Source organism: Phenylobacterium ferrooxidans (assembly GCF_042714595.1).
Taxonomy (GTDB): Bacteria; Pseudomonadota; Alphaproteobacteria; order Caulobacterales; family Caulobacteraceae; genus Phenylobacterium; species Phenylobacterium ferrooxidans.
In genome coordinates this window covers 132,535-146,600 of sequence record NZ_JAOTJD010000001.1, presented here as the reverse complement: position 1 = coordinate 146,600, position 14,066 = coordinate 132,535, and the positions used below count along the sequence as shown (strand labels likewise).

Annotated in this window: 12 protein-coding genes; 8 read left to right on the top strand and 4 right to left on the bottom strand. The window is 68.9% G+C overall.

The genetic code is table 11. The annotated features are described in order from the left end of the window. The first annotated feature begins 119 nt into the window (after nucleotides 1-119). Nucleotides 120-2,051 carry a peptidylprolyl isomerase gene (locus OCL97_RS00710; protein WP_377366704.1) on the top strand — a complete coding sequence of 644 codons (1,932 nt, stop codon included), beginning with the start codon at nucleotides 120-122 and terminating at the stop codon, nucleotides 2,049-2,051. Next, nucleotides 2,048-3,580 (top strand): anthranilate synthase component I, encoded by a 1,533-nt coding sequence (trpE, locus tag OCL97_RS00705; RefSeq protein ID WP_304777155.1) that lies wholly within the window; start codon nucleotides 2,048-2,050, stop codon nucleotides 3,578-3,580. Before OCL97_RS00710 ends, trpE begins: the two co-directional genes overlap by 4 nt. Nucleotides 3,581-3,605: 25 nt before the next feature. Here the strand turns inward: trpE and OCL97_RS00700 are convergent, their stop codons facing one another. Next, complete coding sequence (locus tag OCL97_RS00700; protein WP_305337323.1) at nucleotides 3,606-3,806, bottom strand: hypothetical protein; 201 nt, start codon at nucleotides 3,804-3,806, stop codon at nucleotides 3,606-3,608. An 80-nt stretch (nucleotides 3,807-3,886) separates the two neighbouring features. On the opposite strand from OCL97_RS00700, the gene OCL97_RS00695 reads away from it, so the two are divergent. The 4 genes from OCL97_RS00695 to lexA all read left to right on the top strand — a co-directional run bounded on the left by OCL97_RS00695 (nucleotide 3,887) and on the right by lexA (nucleotide 7,058). After that, nucleotides 3,887-4,477: an anthranilate synthase component II gene (locus OCL97_RS00695; protein WP_377366701.1), complete on the top strand. Its 591-nt coding sequence runs from the start codon at nucleotides 3,887-3,889 to the stop codon at nucleotides 4,475-4,477. Then, nucleotides 4,477-5,493, top strand: a complete 1,017-nt coding sequence (gene trpD / locus OCL97_RS00690; RefSeq protein ID WP_304777158.1) for an anthranilate phosphoribosyltransferase — start codon at nucleotides 4,477-4,479, stop codon at nucleotides 5,491-5,493. The genes OCL97_RS00695 and trpD overlap by 1 nt, the downstream gene beginning before the upstream one ends. Next, on the top strand, nucleotides 5,490-6,278 hold the full coding sequence (trpC, locus tag OCL97_RS00685) for an indole-3-glycerol phosphate synthase TrpC (protein ID WP_377366699.1): 789 nt from the start codon (nucleotides 5,490-5,492) through the stop codon (nucleotides 6,276-6,278). The genes trpD and trpC overlap by 4 nt, the downstream gene beginning before the upstream one ends. A gap of 84 nt (nucleotides 6,279-6,362) precedes the next feature. Beyond that, the gene (gene lexA / locus OCL97_RS00680) at nucleotides 6,363-7,058 is read left to right on the top strand and encodes a transcriptional repressor LexA (protein WP_304777160.1); all 696 of its coding nucleotides are present in this window, start codon (nucleotides 6,363-6,365) and stop codon (nucleotides 7,056-7,058) included. A gap of 6 nt (nucleotides 7,059-7,064) precedes the next feature. Here the strand turns inward: lexA and OCL97_RS00675 are convergent, their stop codons facing one another. Beyond that, nucleotides 7,065-9,296: a ComEC/Rec2 family competence protein gene (locus OCL97_RS00675; RefSeq protein WP_377366697.1), complete on the bottom strand. Its 2,232-nt coding sequence runs from the start codon at nucleotides 9,294-9,296 to the stop codon at nucleotides 7,065-7,067. On the opposite strand from OCL97_RS00675, the gene gltX reads away from it, so the two are divergent. Together gltX and gltA are read left to right on the top strand one after the other, a co-directional pair. Beyond that, nucleotides 9,274-10,677 (top strand): glutamate--tRNA ligase, encoded by a 1,404-nt coding sequence (gene gltX, locus OCL97_RS00670; protein ID WP_377366695.1) that lies wholly within the window; start codon nucleotides 9,274-9,276, stop codon nucleotides 10,675-10,677. The genes OCL97_RS00675 and gltX overlap by 23 nt on opposite strands. 56 nt (nucleotides 10,678-10,733) lie before the next feature. Beyond that, the gene (gene gltA, locus OCL97_RS00665) at nucleotides 10,734-12,014 is read left to right on the top strand and encodes a citrate synthase (RefSeq protein WP_304777163.1); all 1,281 of its coding nucleotides are present in this window, start codon (nucleotides 10,734-10,736) and stop codon (nucleotides 12,012-12,014) included. 66 nt (nucleotides 12,015-12,080) lie between these two features. Here the strand turns inward: gltA and lpxB are convergent, their stop codons facing one another. Together lpxB and lpxI are read right to left on the bottom strand one after the other, a co-directional pair. Further along, a complete protein-coding gene (gene lpxB, locus OCL97_RS00660; RefSeq protein ID WP_377366693.1) occupies nucleotides 12,081-13,235 on the bottom strand; it encodes a lipid-A-disaccharide synthase in 1,155 nt (384 codons plus the stop codon). Further along, a complete protein-coding gene (gene lpxI / locus OCL97_RS00655) occupies nucleotides 13,232-14,065 on the bottom strand; it encodes a UDP-2,3-diacylglucosamine diphosphatase (RefSeq protein WP_377366691.1) in 834 nt (277 codons plus the stop codon). The genes lpxB and lpxI overlap by 4 nt, the downstream gene beginning before the upstream one ends. Nucleotide 14,066 lies beyond the last annotated feature (1 nt).

Below are 14,066 nucleotides of genomic sequence, written 5' to 3'. Positions count from 1 at the left end.
CGTGTTCCTTGGGCGAGTAAGGCGCCTTGAGAATTCTGTCACGCGCTTGCGGGGTCCAAGCGGCCTCCACTATACCGCCCGTTCCGATGCTCGCCCCGCGGGGCCAGGAAGACCGCCAAATGCTCGCCGCCATCCGTCAGTTCGCAAAATCCTGGGTCGCCCTCGTCCTGATCGGCCTGCTTGTCGTGAGCTTCGCACTGTTCGGGATCAATGACGTGTTCACGGGGAGCACTTCGAACGCCGTGGTGACGGCGGGCTCGCGCAAGGTTTCGACCGCCGACTTCAAGCGGGAGTTCGACAGCTTCCGCAAAGGCGCCGAGCAGCAGGTGGGTCAGCCGATCACCAACGAGATGGCGGCGGCCAACGGCCTGGACACCCGCGTCCTGAACGAGGTGGCGAGCCGGGAGGCCTTTGGCGAGATGCTGGCCAAGATCGGCATCAAGCCCTCCGACACCCTGATCACCCGCGAACTGCAGAAGATCCCGGCCTTCTTCGACCAGGTCTCGGGCCGCTTCGACAAGAACCTCTACGCTGAGCGCCTGAATGAGAATGGCCTGACGCCGCCCGCCTTTGAGCTGATCATGCGCGACCAGGTCGCCGGCAGCCATCTGGTCTCGGCCCTGGCCAATGGCCTGCGGGTGCCGCGGGCCTATACCGCGCTCGGGGCGATCTACGCGATGGAGAGCCGCGATGTCGGCTATTTCACCATCGACCCGCGCAACGTCACCGCGCCCGCCCTGCCCACCGACGCCCAGCTCACCGAGCTGATGAAGGAAAACGCCGCGGCCCTGACCCGGCCGGAGTTCCGCGTGCTGACCGTGGTGCATTTCAGCCCAGCGATGATCAGCGCCAACCTGCCCATCGATCCGGCCGAGCTGCAGAAGCGCTTCGAATTCCGCAGGGACACCCTGTCGCGGCCCGAGACCCGCAGCCTCGTGCAGATCCCCGCCAAGGACGCCGCCGCGGCCCAGGCCGTGGCCGCCCGGCTGGCCAAGGGCGAGGATCCCGGCGCCATCGCCAAGTCCCTGGGCGTCGACGCCATCACCTATGCCGACAAGCCGCGCACCGCCATCGCCGACCCCAAGGTGGGCCAGGCCGCCTTCACCCTGCCCGTCGGCCAGATCGCGCCGGTGAAGGGCGACCTCGGCTTCGCGGTCATCCGGGTCAGCAAGGTCACACCCGGCCAAGCCGTGACCCTGGAGGAGATCCGGCCCCAGCTCGAGGCCGAGCTGCGCAAGGACGCCGCCGCCGAGAAGGTCTACGAGATGACCCAGGCCTATGACGACGCCCACGGCGGCGGCGCCAACCTGGCCGAGTCCGCCAAGAAGGCCAATGTGCCCACCTTCACCATCGGCCCCGTCTCCGCCCAGGGCGCGGGACCCCAAGGGCAGCCGGTGTCGGGCATCAATCCCAAGCTGCTGGCGACCGCCTTCAGCCTGCCGCAGGGCGGAGAGAGCGGGGTCGAGGAGGCCGGAAACGGCGAGTACTACGCCGTCCGCGTCGAGAAGATCACGCCCAAGTCCATGCCGCCCCTCGCCGAGGTGAAGCCGCAACTGGTCCGCGTCTGGATGATGCGCGAAATGGTCAAGCGCCTGCAGGTCAAGGCCGACGAACTCGCCGCCCGGGTGCGCAAGGGTGAGACCTTGGAAGCCGTGGCCTCCAGCGTCGGCGCCCGCGTAGGCCGCGCCACCGGCCTCGACCGCCGCAACGCCGGCCAGAGCCAAGCCCTGTCCCAGGACGCCCTGATCAAGACCTTCGGCGCCAAGCCCGGCGAGGTCTACACCGCCGAGGCGCCCACCTTCGGCCTGGTGGTCGCCAAGCTGGAGGCGGTTCGCGCCCCGACCGGCCCGACCCTGGCCCGGATGACCGAGGAGAGCCGCCCGCAGATGACCGAGTCGACCTTCCGCGAAATCCAGGCCGACGCCCAGAAGGCGGCAGGGACGCTGGTGAAGGTGAAGACCTATCCCAACAACGCCCGGCTCGCGATCGGCCTGGAACCCATCGAACCCAAGAAGGACGCCCCGGCGCCCAAGACGGAAAAGGCCAAGTGATGATCGAGCCTGCGTTTGCGGACTTTGAGCAGAAATATGCCCAAGGCGCGCCGCAGGTCGTCTGGACCCGGCTGATCGACGACCTCGAGACCCCGGTCTCGGCCTATCTGAAGATCGCCCACGGCCGGCCCTACGCCTTCCTGTTCGAGAGCGTCGAGGGCGGGGCCTGGAGGGGGCGCTATTCGGTCATCGCCATGAAGCCGGACCTGGTCTGGAAGTGCCGTGGCGATGTGGCGGAGATCGCGCAAGGCCCGGCCATCGAGTCCGGTCAGTTCGTGACCCAGTCAGGCGGCGCCCTGGATTCACTGCGCGACCTGGTGGCGGCCTCGCGGCTGGATCTGCCGGCCGGACTGCCGCCGATGTCGGCCGGGGTGTTCGGGGCCATAGGCTACGACATGATCCGCTTGGTGGAGAAGCTGCCGGACATCAACCCGGACCCGCTGGACCTGCCCGACGGCTTGATGATACGACCGTCCATCGTGGCGATCTTCGACGCCATCGCCCAGGAGATCATCCTGGTGACGACCGTGCGCCCCGACAGCCTGTCGGCCAGGGACGCCTTCGACGCCGCCCAGGCGCGGCTGGCAGGCGTCATGGATGACTTCCGCAAGCCTGCCCCGCCACTGGCCGGAAACGGCGTGCCTGAACCCGACGCCTTCACCACCCCGGTAAGTCGCGAGGACTACCGGGCCATCGTCGGCCGCGCGAAGGACTACATCCGCGCCGGCGACATCTTCCAGGTGGTGCCGAGCCACCGGTTCCGCGCGCCCTTCAGCCGCGATCCCTTCGCCCTCTACCGCTCCCTGCGGCGGATGAACCCCTCGCCGTTCCTGTTCTATCTGAACTTCGGGGATTTCCAGCTGGCGGGCTCGTCGCCGGAGATCCTGGTGCGGCTGCGGGACGGCAAGATCACCATTCGCCCCATCGCCGGCACGCGGCCCCGCGGCGCGACGCCGGAGGAGGACCGCGCCCTGGAGGCCGAGCTGATCGCCGACCCCAAGGAGCGGGCCGAGCACCTGATGCTGCTGGACCTGGGCCGCAATGACGTGGGCCGGGTGGCGATGCTCAACAAGGCCGGCGCCAACGAGCCGCCCAAGCCCTCCAAGGGGTCGCATGTCCGAGTGACGGCCAGCTTCTTCGTGGAGCGCTACAGCCACGTCATGCACCTGGTCTCCAACGTCGAGGGCGACGCGCCCGACGGCCTGGATCCAGTGGACGTGCTGATGGCCGCCCTGCCGGCCGGCACGCTGTCGGGCGCGCCCAAGGTGCGAGCCATGCAGATCATCGACGAGCTGGAGCTGGAGAAGCGCGGCATCGCTTACGCCGGCGCGGTCGGCTATTTCGGCGCCGACGGCTCGGTGGACACCTGCATCGTGCTGCGGACGGCCTGCTTCAAGGACGGGATGATGTACGTCCAGGCCGGCGGCGGGGTGGTGGTCGATAGCGACGCCGACGCCGAGTACGACGAGACCCTGCACAAGGCCCGCGCCCTGCGCCGGGCGGCCGAGGAAAGCTGGCGGTTCGTCTGAGCCTGAGGGCTATCGCCGACGGCGCTTAGCGCTCGCCCTGCACCACGTGCTGGGTGATCACCGGCGGGGCGAGGATCATGGCGGTGGCCAGGGTGAGCGCGGTCGAGGCCGCGAACGCCGCGGCGCACAACACCGGCCACATGGATTCCTTGATCACCGGGGTCGCCAGCAGCAGCCGGGCGCGGGCGATCTGGTCGGCGTCGAGGACGGAATCAGCGGTCGTCATGGCCACAGGGTCCGCCCAACTCGCACAGCATGCAATGCGTGGACTTGGCGCAGCAGCGCCTACAGCCTAGATGGACACCCATGATCCTGGTCATCGATAACTACGACAGCTTCACCTACAACCTCGTCCACTATCTGAACGAGCTGGGGGCGGAGACCCTCGTCTATCGCAACGACGCCATCACCGTCGAAGAGGCGCTCGGCCTGAAGCCCGACGGCATATTGCTGTCGCCCGGCCCCTGCACCCCCAACGAGGCCGGCATCTGCCTGGAGCTGATCGAGAAGGCCCCCGAGAATCTGCCGATCCTGGGGGTCTGCCTGGGCCACCAGTCCATCGGCCAGGCCTTCGGCGGGCAGGTGGTGCGCGCCAAGGCCACCATGCACGGCAAGACCAGCCCGATGCACCATACCGGCAAGGGTGTGTTCGCGGGCATGCCCCAGGACTTCACCGCCACCCGCTATCACAGCCTGTCGGTGGCGCGTGAAACCCTGCCCGACGTCCTGGAGATCACCGCCTGGACAGAAGACGGCGAGGTCATGGGCTTCCAGCACAAGACCCGGCCCATCCATGGCGTGCAGTTCCATCCGGAATCCATCGCCACCGAGGGCGGCCACCATCTGCTGGCCAATTTCCTGGAACTGGCCGGCGTGCCGCGAAACGTGCCGGCCTGATGTCGGACGCTTTCAAGCCGCTTCTGGGCCGGCTGGCCGATGGCCAGACGCTATCGGACGAGGACGCAGGAGAGTTCTTCGCCGCCTGCCTGCGGGGCGAACCGTCGCCGGCCCAGGTGGCCGCGGCCATCACCGCCATGCGCCTGCGTGGCGAGACGGTGGGCGAGATCACCGCCTGCGCCAAGGCCATGCGCCGCGCCGCCGTGACCCTGGATCCGCCTTATGCCGTGATGGACGTCTGCGGCACCGGCGGTGACGGCCTGCATACGCTGAACATCTCCACCGCCGTGGGCTTCGTCGCCGCCGGCGGCGGGCTGAAAGTGGCTAAGCACGGCAACCGCGCCCTGTCCTCGCGCTCCGGCACCGCCGATGTGCTGACCGAACTGGGGGTGGACATCAACGCTCCCGTCGACCGGCAGATGAAGGCCCTGGATGAGGCCGGCATCTGCTTCATGTTCGCCCAGGCCCATCACGGCGCCATGCGCCATGTCTCGCCGATCCGGGCAGAGCTTGGTTTCCGCACGGTATTCAATCTGCTGGGACCGCTAACCAACCCGGCCAACGCCAAGCGCCAGGTCATGGGAGTCTTCGCCGAGCGCTGGGTCGAGCCCCTGGCCCGCGTGCTGGGGGCCCTCGGCTCCGAGCGCGCCTGGGTGGTGCACGGCGGCGGCATGGATGAGATGACCACCACGGGCGAGAGCGTCGTGGCCGAATGGCGCGACGGCCAGGCCAGGCTCTTCACCATCACCCCGGAAGCCGTCGGCCTGCCCCGCGCGGCCCTGGCCGACCTCACCGGCGGCAGCCCGGCCGAAAACGCGGTGGCCCTGCGCGCCCTGCTGGACGGGGAGACCGGCGCCTATCGCGACATCGTGCTGTTGAACGCCGCGGCCGCCTTCCTGGTGGGCGAGAAGGTCGAGACCCTGCGCGACGGCATCGACCTGGCGCGCGCGGTGATCGACGACGGCCGGGCCAAGACGGCGCTCACCACCCTGGCCGCCATCACGAGCGCGCCATGAGCGACATCCTCGACAAGATCGCCGCCTACAAGCGCGTCGAGGTGGCCGAACGACAGGCGCAGCGCACCGTCGAGCAGGTCGAAGCCGCGGCGGCCCAGGCCTCGGCTCCGCGCGGGTTCCGCGCCGCCCTGGAGCGGGCCCATGCGCCGGGCCGCCTGGGCCTGATCGCCGAGATCAAGAAGGCCTCACCCTCCAAGGGGCTGATCCGCGAGGACTTCGATCCCCCGTCGCTCGCCAAGGCGTATGAGGCGGGCGGCGCGGCCTGCCTCTCGGTGCTGACCGACACGCCGAGCTTCCAGGGGGCTGACAGCTTCCTGACGGCGGCACGCGACGCATGCGCCCTGCCCTGCCTGCGCAAGGAATTCCTGGTGGACCCCTGGCAGGTGGCCGAATCGCGGGCGCTGGGGGCCGACGCCATCCTGGTGATCATGGCCATGGTCGACGATTCCACCGCCCGCGACCTGATGGCCGAGGCGGCGCGATTCGGCATGGACGCGCTTGTCGAGGTGCACGACGAGGCCGAGATGGCGCGCGCAGGCGACCTGGGCGCGACCCTGGTGGGGGTCAACAACCGCGACCTGCGCAGCTTCAGCATCGACCTGGCCATCACCGAAAGGTTGGCGGCGCTCGCCCCCGCAAACGCCTTGCTGGTAACGGAAAGCGGCATCTTCACCGCCGCTGACGCAGCCCGGCTGGAGCGCTCTGGCGCCAGCGCCATGCTGGTGGGGGAAAGCCTGATGCGTCAGGCCGATGTGGCCGCCGCGGCGCGAGCGCTTTTGGCCTAGCTTTCGGTCAACTTGACATTAACGAAGAACGTCTAGAGAACATCGGCAAGGTTTCCGCTTTGTTCTTCAAGGGCTCGTCGTCCAATGCTCACTCGTAAACAGCACGAATTGCTCATGTTCATCCATGAGCGGATCAAGGAGAGCGGCGTCTCGCCCTCCTTCGACGAGATGAAGGAGGCCCTCGACCTGGCCTCCAAGTCCGGCATTCACCGCCTGATCACGGCGCTGGAGGAACGCGGCTTCCTGCGCCGCCTGCCGCACCGGGCCCGCGCCCTGGAAGTGGTGAAGCTGCCGCAGCAGGCCACCACCTCTTCCCCGCCCAAGGGCCGCGCCCCGTTCAAGCCGCAACTGGTCGAGGCCGGCGCAGCCCAGCCTGCGATGAACGCGGCCAACGACACCCGCGAGATTTCGGTCCTGGGCAAGATCGCCGCCGGCACCCCAATCGAGGCGATCCAGCAGGAACGCGACCGCATGCATGTGCCCGAAAGCATGCTGGGCGCGGGGGAGCACTACGCCCTCGAAGTCCAGGGCGACTCCATGATCAACGCTGGCATCCTGGACGGCGACTATGTCGTTATCCGCAAGACCGATACCGCCACCTCCGGCGAAATCGTCGTCGCCCTGGTGATGGGTGAGGAAGCCACCCTCAAGCGCCTGCGCAAGAAGGGGGCCTCCATCGCCCTGGAGGCCGCCAACCCGGCTTATGAGACCCGCATCTTCGGTCCCGACCAGGTCCAGGTGCAGGGCCGGCTCGTCGGGCTGATCCGCAAGTACCACTAGGCGCCGTCAGTCGGCCTGATCGGCGATCACACCGCCGGTCCAGGGCCGCTGACCGCGCAGGCTCTGGGCCCACACGATCCGCCAGCCGGAGGCCGCGCGGTAGAGTTCGGCCGACCCGCCCCTGGCGAAGTCGTCCTGCGTCAACAGCAGCGCTCCGGGGCAGTCGGCGGCGGTCGCCGCGCCCCGCACCACGACCACCGCGGCCCATTGGCAGAACAGCGGCAGCTTCTTCTCGATCGTCGAGGCGCGCCGGGTGAAGACGGCGGCCACGCGAGGCGATGAGCCAACGCGCGGAGCACAAGACCAGCGGTCACAGTCATAGAGGGCGTCACGGGCCGCCAGACCCTGCACGGCTGGTTCCAGGCCGCGCCGGCGGGCCCAGAGTTCGGCCCCGAACAGTTTGACGTCAGGTCGGAAGAGAACCGCCGTCCTGCCCTCCCGCACCGCCAGGGTCGAGCCATCGGCGGCGACCCAGATGTCAGGTGTCGGCGGGCGGGGCGCCAGGCTGACGGCCAGGGCGAAGGGCAGGCCCAGCCAGCGCAGTGGCCCCTTCCACAGGCAGAGCCAGAGGATGCCAAGGAAGGCGGCCGCGAGGGTCCAGCCCGGCGCGCTGGCGATGATCAGCTGGGCGTTGGGCATGGCCGCGGCCTTGGCGGCGATCAGGTTCATGGTGTCGATGGCGACCCCGGCGGCTCGCAGCGGCCAGTCGCCCAGGCCGAAGGGCGCCAGGATCGCGCCGAGCGCCAGGGCCGGCATCATCAGGAAGGACGAGATCGGCGCCACCAGCAGGTTGGCGATCAGCCCGAAGGTGGAGACCCGGTTGAAGTGCTGCATGGCGAAGGGGCCGGTCGCCATCCCGGCGACGAAGCTGGCGACCAGGCTGGCCCCCAGCCAAGTCCCCACCCCCTGGACGGCGCGGATCGGCCAGGGGGCGTTGATCTCGCGGATCGGGCGGGGCCAGAGCTCGGCCATGGCCACCAGAGCCGTGGTGGCGGCGAAGGACATCTGGAAGCCAGGCTCGGTCACCGCCTCGGGCTGCAGGGCCAGGATCACCAGGGCGGCGATGGCCAAGGTGCGCAGGCTGATGGCGCGACGATCCACCAGGATGGCCCCGAAGGCCGCCGCCGCCGTGATCGCCGCCCGCTCCGCCGGCGCCGGCGCCCCCGAGAGCACAAGGTAGCTCAGCACGGCGACAAGGCCGAACAGGGCCGCGGTCTTCTTGCTGGACACCCGCAGGGCGAGCCAGGGCCAGGCGGCGATCAGCAACCGCACGCCCGCGAAGGCGAAGCCTCCGACGATGGCCATGTGCAGGCCCGAGATCGAGATGATGTGGGCCAGGCCGGAGGCGCGCAGGGCGTCCACCTGCTCGCGGGGCACGAAGGCTTCGTGACCGGTCACCATGGCCGCGGCCAAGCCGCCGCTCTCCACCCCCATCTCGTCGACGATCTTGCGGGCCAGGGTCCACCGGGCGGCGTTGACCCGCATCTCCAGCGCCAGCCTCCAGGGCGGCGGCTCGGCGAAAATCTGCCGCGGCGAGGTCAGGGTGAAGCCGACGCCGCCGATTCCCTCGAAGAAGGCGTCGCGGGCGAAGTCGTATGAGCCGGGGCTGGCGGGCGGCGGCGGCGGATTGAGCATGCCGCGCACGCGGATCGCCACGCCAGGCGCCGGCAAGGGCGTGTCGGGCTGCAGGGTCATGCGGGCCCGGATCGGCGTGGACTCGGGAGCGAGGCCGCTGACCCGGATCGGGGCGAGCAGCAGGCGCGGGCCGCCCTGCCCTGGATTGGCGATGTCCACCACGAAGGCCTCGACGGTCTGCATCCCCTCGCCGCTTGGCGCGATCGGCGCGCGGACCTGCTGCGTGCGCAGCTTGCCGGCGGCGAATCCGGCCATGGCGAAGGCCGAGAGGGTGAGTGCGATGACCAGAATCCGGCCGCCGCCCCATCGGGCGCGGGCCAGCAACATGAGGCCGGCGAGCCCGAGGACGGCGATGGCCAGCCCCGCCACAGGCTCGCGCGGCACGGCGAAATAGGCCGCGGCGCCGCAGCCGAAGGCGACCGGGGTCCACAGGCTGAGCCGGTCGGCCTGGGCGGCCGCCTGGGCGCGCAGCCACGCGAAGACTTCGGCGGCGCTAGGAAGCTTGCGGACGGGCGTGTTAATAGGCGCCGCGATCGCGTCGGCCTCCGCCGGCGCCGCCTCACCCACAGTCCCGAGCTCGATGTCCGACCGCCCCGTCGTCACCCGTATCGCCCCCTCGCCCACCGGCTACATGCATATTGGCACGGCCCGCACGGCCTTGTTCAACTGGCTTTACGCCAAGCGCACCGGCGGCAAGTTCCTGTTGCGCATCGAGGACACCGATCGCGAACGCTCCACCCTGCCCGCCGTCCAGGCGATCTTCGACGGCATGGCCTGGCTGGGCCTGGTCCCGGATGAAGAGCCGGTGTTCCAGGCCGCGCGCGCCGATCGCCACGTCCTGGCCGCCCAGGAGCTGCTGGCCAACGGCCGCGCCTATCGTTGTTACATGACGGCTGACGAACTGACCGCCGAACGCGAAATCGCCCGCGCCGAGGGCCGTGCGGTGCAGTCGCCCTGGCGCGATCAGGACGCCAATTTCAACGACCGCCCCTATGTCGTGCGCTTCAAGGGTCCCCGCGAGGGCGAGACCGTGATCCACGACCGGGTGAAGGGCGACGTCACCTTCAAGAACAAGGACCTGGATGACCTGATCATCCTGCGGACTGACGGTACGCCCACCTACAATCTCGCCGTCATCGTCGATGACCACGAGATGGGGGTCACCCACGTGATCCGTGGCGACGACCACCTGAACAACGCCGCCCGCCAGACCCTGATCTATGAGGCGCTGGGGTGGGAGGTTCCCGTCTGGGCCCACCTGCCGATGATCCACGGGCCCGATGGCGCCAAGCTGTCCAAGCGCCACGGCGCCCAGGCGGTGAGTGAATTCGACGACATGGGCTACCTGCCCGAGGCCATGCGAAACTATCTGGCGCGCCTGGGCTGGGGCCACGGCGACGACGAAATCTTCAGCGACGAACAGGCGCAAAGCTGGTTCGACGTCACCGACGTGGTCAGCGCGCCCGCCCGGCTGGATTGGGCCAAGCTGAACCACATCAACAACCACTATCTGCGCCTCGCCGACATCGACCGGTTGGTGGCCCTGACCCAGAGGGTCCGGACGAGCCGCGGCGAGCCCGTGCACGACGCCGACTCAGCCATCCTGCACCGCACCATTCCCCTGGTCCGCGACGGGGCCAAGACCCTGCTGGAACTCGCCGACGCCGTGGTCTTCGCCCTGAAGCCGCGGCCGCTGGAGCTGCCGGAAAAGGTGACCGGCATGCTGAATGAAGAGACCCGCGCTCGGCTAACCCGGTTGCGCGAAAACCTCGCCGGCCAGGCCGATTGGGAGGTCCCCGCGCTGGAGGCCGCCCTGCGGGGCTTCGCCGAAAGCGAGGGCGTAGGCCTTGGAAAGATCGGACCCGCCTTACGTGGCGTCCTGTCTGGCGGCGCGCCGGCGCCCGATCTGGCCGGCGCCTTGGTAAGCCTCGGAAAAGCGGAAAGTCTCGGCAGGCTTGACGATGCCCTTTCGCCCGCTGCGTAAGGCGGTATAAGGCTCCCCAAACAGACGTTTTGTTCCAGACATGCGAAGGGGATGGCATGGCCGACACGGCGAAGATGAGCATCGGTCAGAAGACCGTTGAACTCCCGATTCTGAAGGGCGTCGACGGTCCGGACGTCGTCGATATCCGCAAGCTCTACGCCGAGGCCGACGTCTTCACCTACGACCCGGGCTTCACCTCCACGGCGTCCTGCGAGAGCAAGATCACCTTCATCGACGGCGACGCGGGCATCTTGCTGCACCGCGGCTATCCGATCGACCAGCTGGCCGAGAAGTCCAGCTTCCTCGAGGTCTGCTACCTCCTGCTGCACGGCGAACTGCCGACCGCCGCCGAGGCCGAGGAATTCGAGAAGACCATCACCTACCACACGATGCTGCACGAGCAGTTTGATCGGTTCTTCCAGGGCTTCCGTCGCGACGCCCACCCGATGGCGATCATGGTCGGCGCCGTCGGCGCGCTCTCAGCCTTCTATCACGACAGCACCAACGTCGAGGACCCGCAGCAGCGGATGATCTCGTCGCACCGGCTGATCGCCAAGATGCCGACGATCGCGGCTCGGGCCTTCAAGTACTTCCGCGGCCAGCCCTTCGTGCATCCGCGTAACGACCTGTCCTACGCCGAGAACTTCCTGCGCATGTGCTTCTCGGTCCCGGCGGAGGACTGGGTTCCGAACCCGGTGCTGACGCGCGCCATGGACCGCATCTTCATCCTGCACGCCGACCACGAGCAGAACGCCTCGACCTCGACCGTGCGTCTGGCGGGTTCCTCGGGCGCCAACCCGTTCGCCTGCATTGCGGCCGGCATCGCCTGCCTCTGGGGCCCGAGCCACGGCGGCGCGAACGAAGAAGCGCTGAACATGCTCAAGGAGATCGGCACCGTCGATCGGATCCCCGAGTACGTGCAGGGCGTGAAGGACCGCCGCTACCGCCTGATGGGCTTCGGCCACCGGGTCTACAAGAACTACGACCCCCGCGCGACGGTCATGCAGAAGACCTGCCACGAGGTTCTGGCCGAGGTCGGGAATTCCGATGACCCGCTGCTGAAGGTGGCCATCGAGCTGGAGCGCATCGCTCTGTCCGACCCCTACTTCATCGAGCGCAAGCTGTACCCGAACGTCGACTTCTACTCCGGCATCACCCTGCGCGCCCTGGGCTTCCCGCCCGAGATGTTCACCGTGCTGTTCGCGGTCGCCCGCACCGTGGGCTGGATCGCGCAGTGGAAGGAAATGATCGAGGATCCGTTGCAGAAGATCGGCCGTCCGCGCCAGATCTACACCGGCGCCGCGCAACGGGACTACACCGCGATCAGTACGCGCTAGGCGCTCTCTTCGCCCGATCGAAGATCATCCGCCGCGCCCTCGGGTTCGGCGGATTTTCTTTGGCGATCAGGCGATGATCTTGAGGATGGCGTCAGCCGCCGCGTCCGAGGGATCGGGCCCGCCACGGCCCATCTTCTCCAGCGCGCCGTACTGGGCGGCGACCTGACGGCCGGCGATGTCGGCATTGTCCAGGCGCAGGGCGGCCTCGCGGGCGAGGTTCTCCGGCGTGCAATCATCCTGGATCAGCTCGGGGGCGACGATCGTTCCCGCGGCGATGTTGAAGAGGGTGATAGGCCGCTTCACCAGCCGGTTGACCAGGGCGTAGGTCAGTTTGTCGATGCGATAGCCGATGACCATGGGACAGCCGGCCAGGGCCAGCTCGATGGTGACGGTGCCCGAGCAGGCGAGCGCGGCGGTGGCGGCCTTCATGGCGTCCCGCTTGGCCTGATCGCCTTCCACCACATGGGCGCGGCGGGTCCAGCCGGCGACCTGCGCCTTGACCGCCGCGGCCACGGTCGGCGCGGCGGGGATGACAATCTCCAGGTCCGGGTGGCTGGCCTTCAGAATCAGGGCGGCCTCGCCGAAGGGCGGCAGGACCCGGGCGATCTCGCTGGGACGACTGCCGGGCAGGACGAGCAGGATCGGGGCCTGGGGCGAGATGCCGAGATTCTTGCGCAAGCGCGCGGGATCCGCCTTGGAGAAATCCACCTTCAGGGCGGCGTTGCCTACGAAGGTGGTGGCCAGGCCCTCCGCCTCGAAATAGGGGGCGTCGAAGCTGTGGATCGACAGCAGGTGGTCGACGGCGCCCGCCAGCACCTTGGCGCGGCCCTTGCGCCACGCCCAGACCTGGGGAGCGACGTACTTCACGAGCGGAATTGAGGGATCGATCTTCCGCAGGCGGTGGGCGACGCGCAGGCTGAAGGCCCAGGAATCGATCAGCACCACCACGTCGGGCTTCTCACGAGCGGCAAGCGCCACGGTCTGGTCCACCATCTTCATGGCGCGGGGGTAGACGGCGAGCGCGTCCACCACGCCCAGGATGGAGAGCTGGGCGATATCGAACAGGCTTTCCACGCCCTGGGCGGCCATCTGGGCGCCCCCTGTTCCTATGAAGCGCACCTTGTCGCCCAGGCGGGCGCGCAGGGCCTTGGCCAGGCCCGCGCCCCGGTCGTCACCGGAGGCCTCGGTGGCTACCAGCATCACGCAGAGCGGCTTACTCACGGTTCCACTCCGAAGATGAACAGGCCCAGTTCGTCGGCCAGCTCGATCACCGCCTCGCGGTCCAGAACCAGCAGTCCGCCAGCCTCCCCCACGATACCCGCCAGGCCGGCGGCAGCGGCCCGCTGGACGGTGGCGAGACCGATGGTGGGGAGATCGACACGGGTCTCCTGAATCGGCTTGGGCGCCTTGGCGATCACCCCTCGATAGGCGCCGGGGGTTCCGCGGATAGCGGTGGGGATTTCGTGGGCCACCCGGCGCAGCATGGCGTCGGTGCCCTCCTGGGCCTCGACCGCCAGCACCAACCCGTCGCAGACCACAGCGCCCTGTCCGACATCCAGGCGGCCGATCTCGCGGGCCACCAGCAGGGCGCGGTCGATGTCGCCCTGGTGCTCGGGACCCGGCGACACGACGCCGAGGGCGCCCTTGGGCAGGGTGAGATCGCTCTTGGCCTCGTGGGCGCCTTCGATGGTGAAGCCCTCCTTGGCGAATTCGTCCAGCACCACCCGCAGCAAGGCGTCGTCGCCATGCCGCGCCGCCGCAATGATCGCCGGCAGCAGGGCGAGGCCGCGAAGGTCAGGCTTCAGCGTCTTGAAGTCCGGCCGGCTGACATTGCCCACCAGGCAGACGGCCTGGCAACCGGCGCGCTTGAGGGCCTTGATGGTCTTGCCGATCTCGGCGAGGCCGACGTCCGCGCCCGGGAAGCGGTTCAGCTGCGGCTCGGCGAAGCCCTTCAATCGAGCGATGAAGACCGCGCGGCCGGCCTGCTCGCAGTGTTCGGCGATCTCCAGGGGCAGCGTGCCGCCGCCGGCGATCAGGCCGAGTTTGCGCATG

What these genes read in the sequence shown, in the direction of transcription:
- OCL97_RS00710 (WP_377366704.1), top strand. Translation starts at nt 120, where the DNA reads ATGCTCGCCGCCATCCGTCAGTTCGCAAAATCCTGGGTCGCCCTCGTC.
- OCL97_RS00700 (WP_305337323.1), bottom strand. Translation starts at nt 3,806, where the DNA reads ATGACGACCGCTGATTCCGTCCTCGACGCCGACCAGATCGCCCGCGCC.
- OCL97_RS00695 (WP_377366701.1), top strand. Translation starts at nt 3,887, where the DNA reads ATGATCCTGGTCATCGATAACTACGACAGCTTCACCTACAACCTCGTC.
- trpD (WP_304777158.1), top strand. Translation starts at nt 4,477, where the DNA reads ATGTCGGACGCTTTCAAGCCGCTTCTGGGCCGGCTGGCCGATGGCCAG.
- trpC (WP_377366699.1), top strand. Translation starts at nt 5,490, where the DNA reads ATGAGCGACATCCTCGACAAGATCGCCGCCTACAAGCGCGTCGAGGTG.
- lexA (WP_304777160.1), top strand. Translation starts at nt 6,363, where the DNA reads ATGCTCACTCGTAAACAGCACGAATTGCTCATGTTCATCCATGAGCGG.
- gltX (WP_377366695.1), top strand. Translation starts at nt 9,274, where the DNA reads ATGTCCGACCGCCCCGTCGTCACCCGTATCGCCCCCTCGCCCACCGGC.
- gltA (WP_304777163.1), top strand. Translation starts at nt 10,734, where the DNA reads ATGGCCGACACGGCGAAGATGAGCATCGGTCAGAAGACCGTTGAACTC.
- lpxI (WP_377366691.1), bottom strand. Translation starts at nt 14,065, where the DNA reads ATGCGCAAACTCGGCCTGATCGCCGGCGGCGGCACGCTGCCCCTGGAG.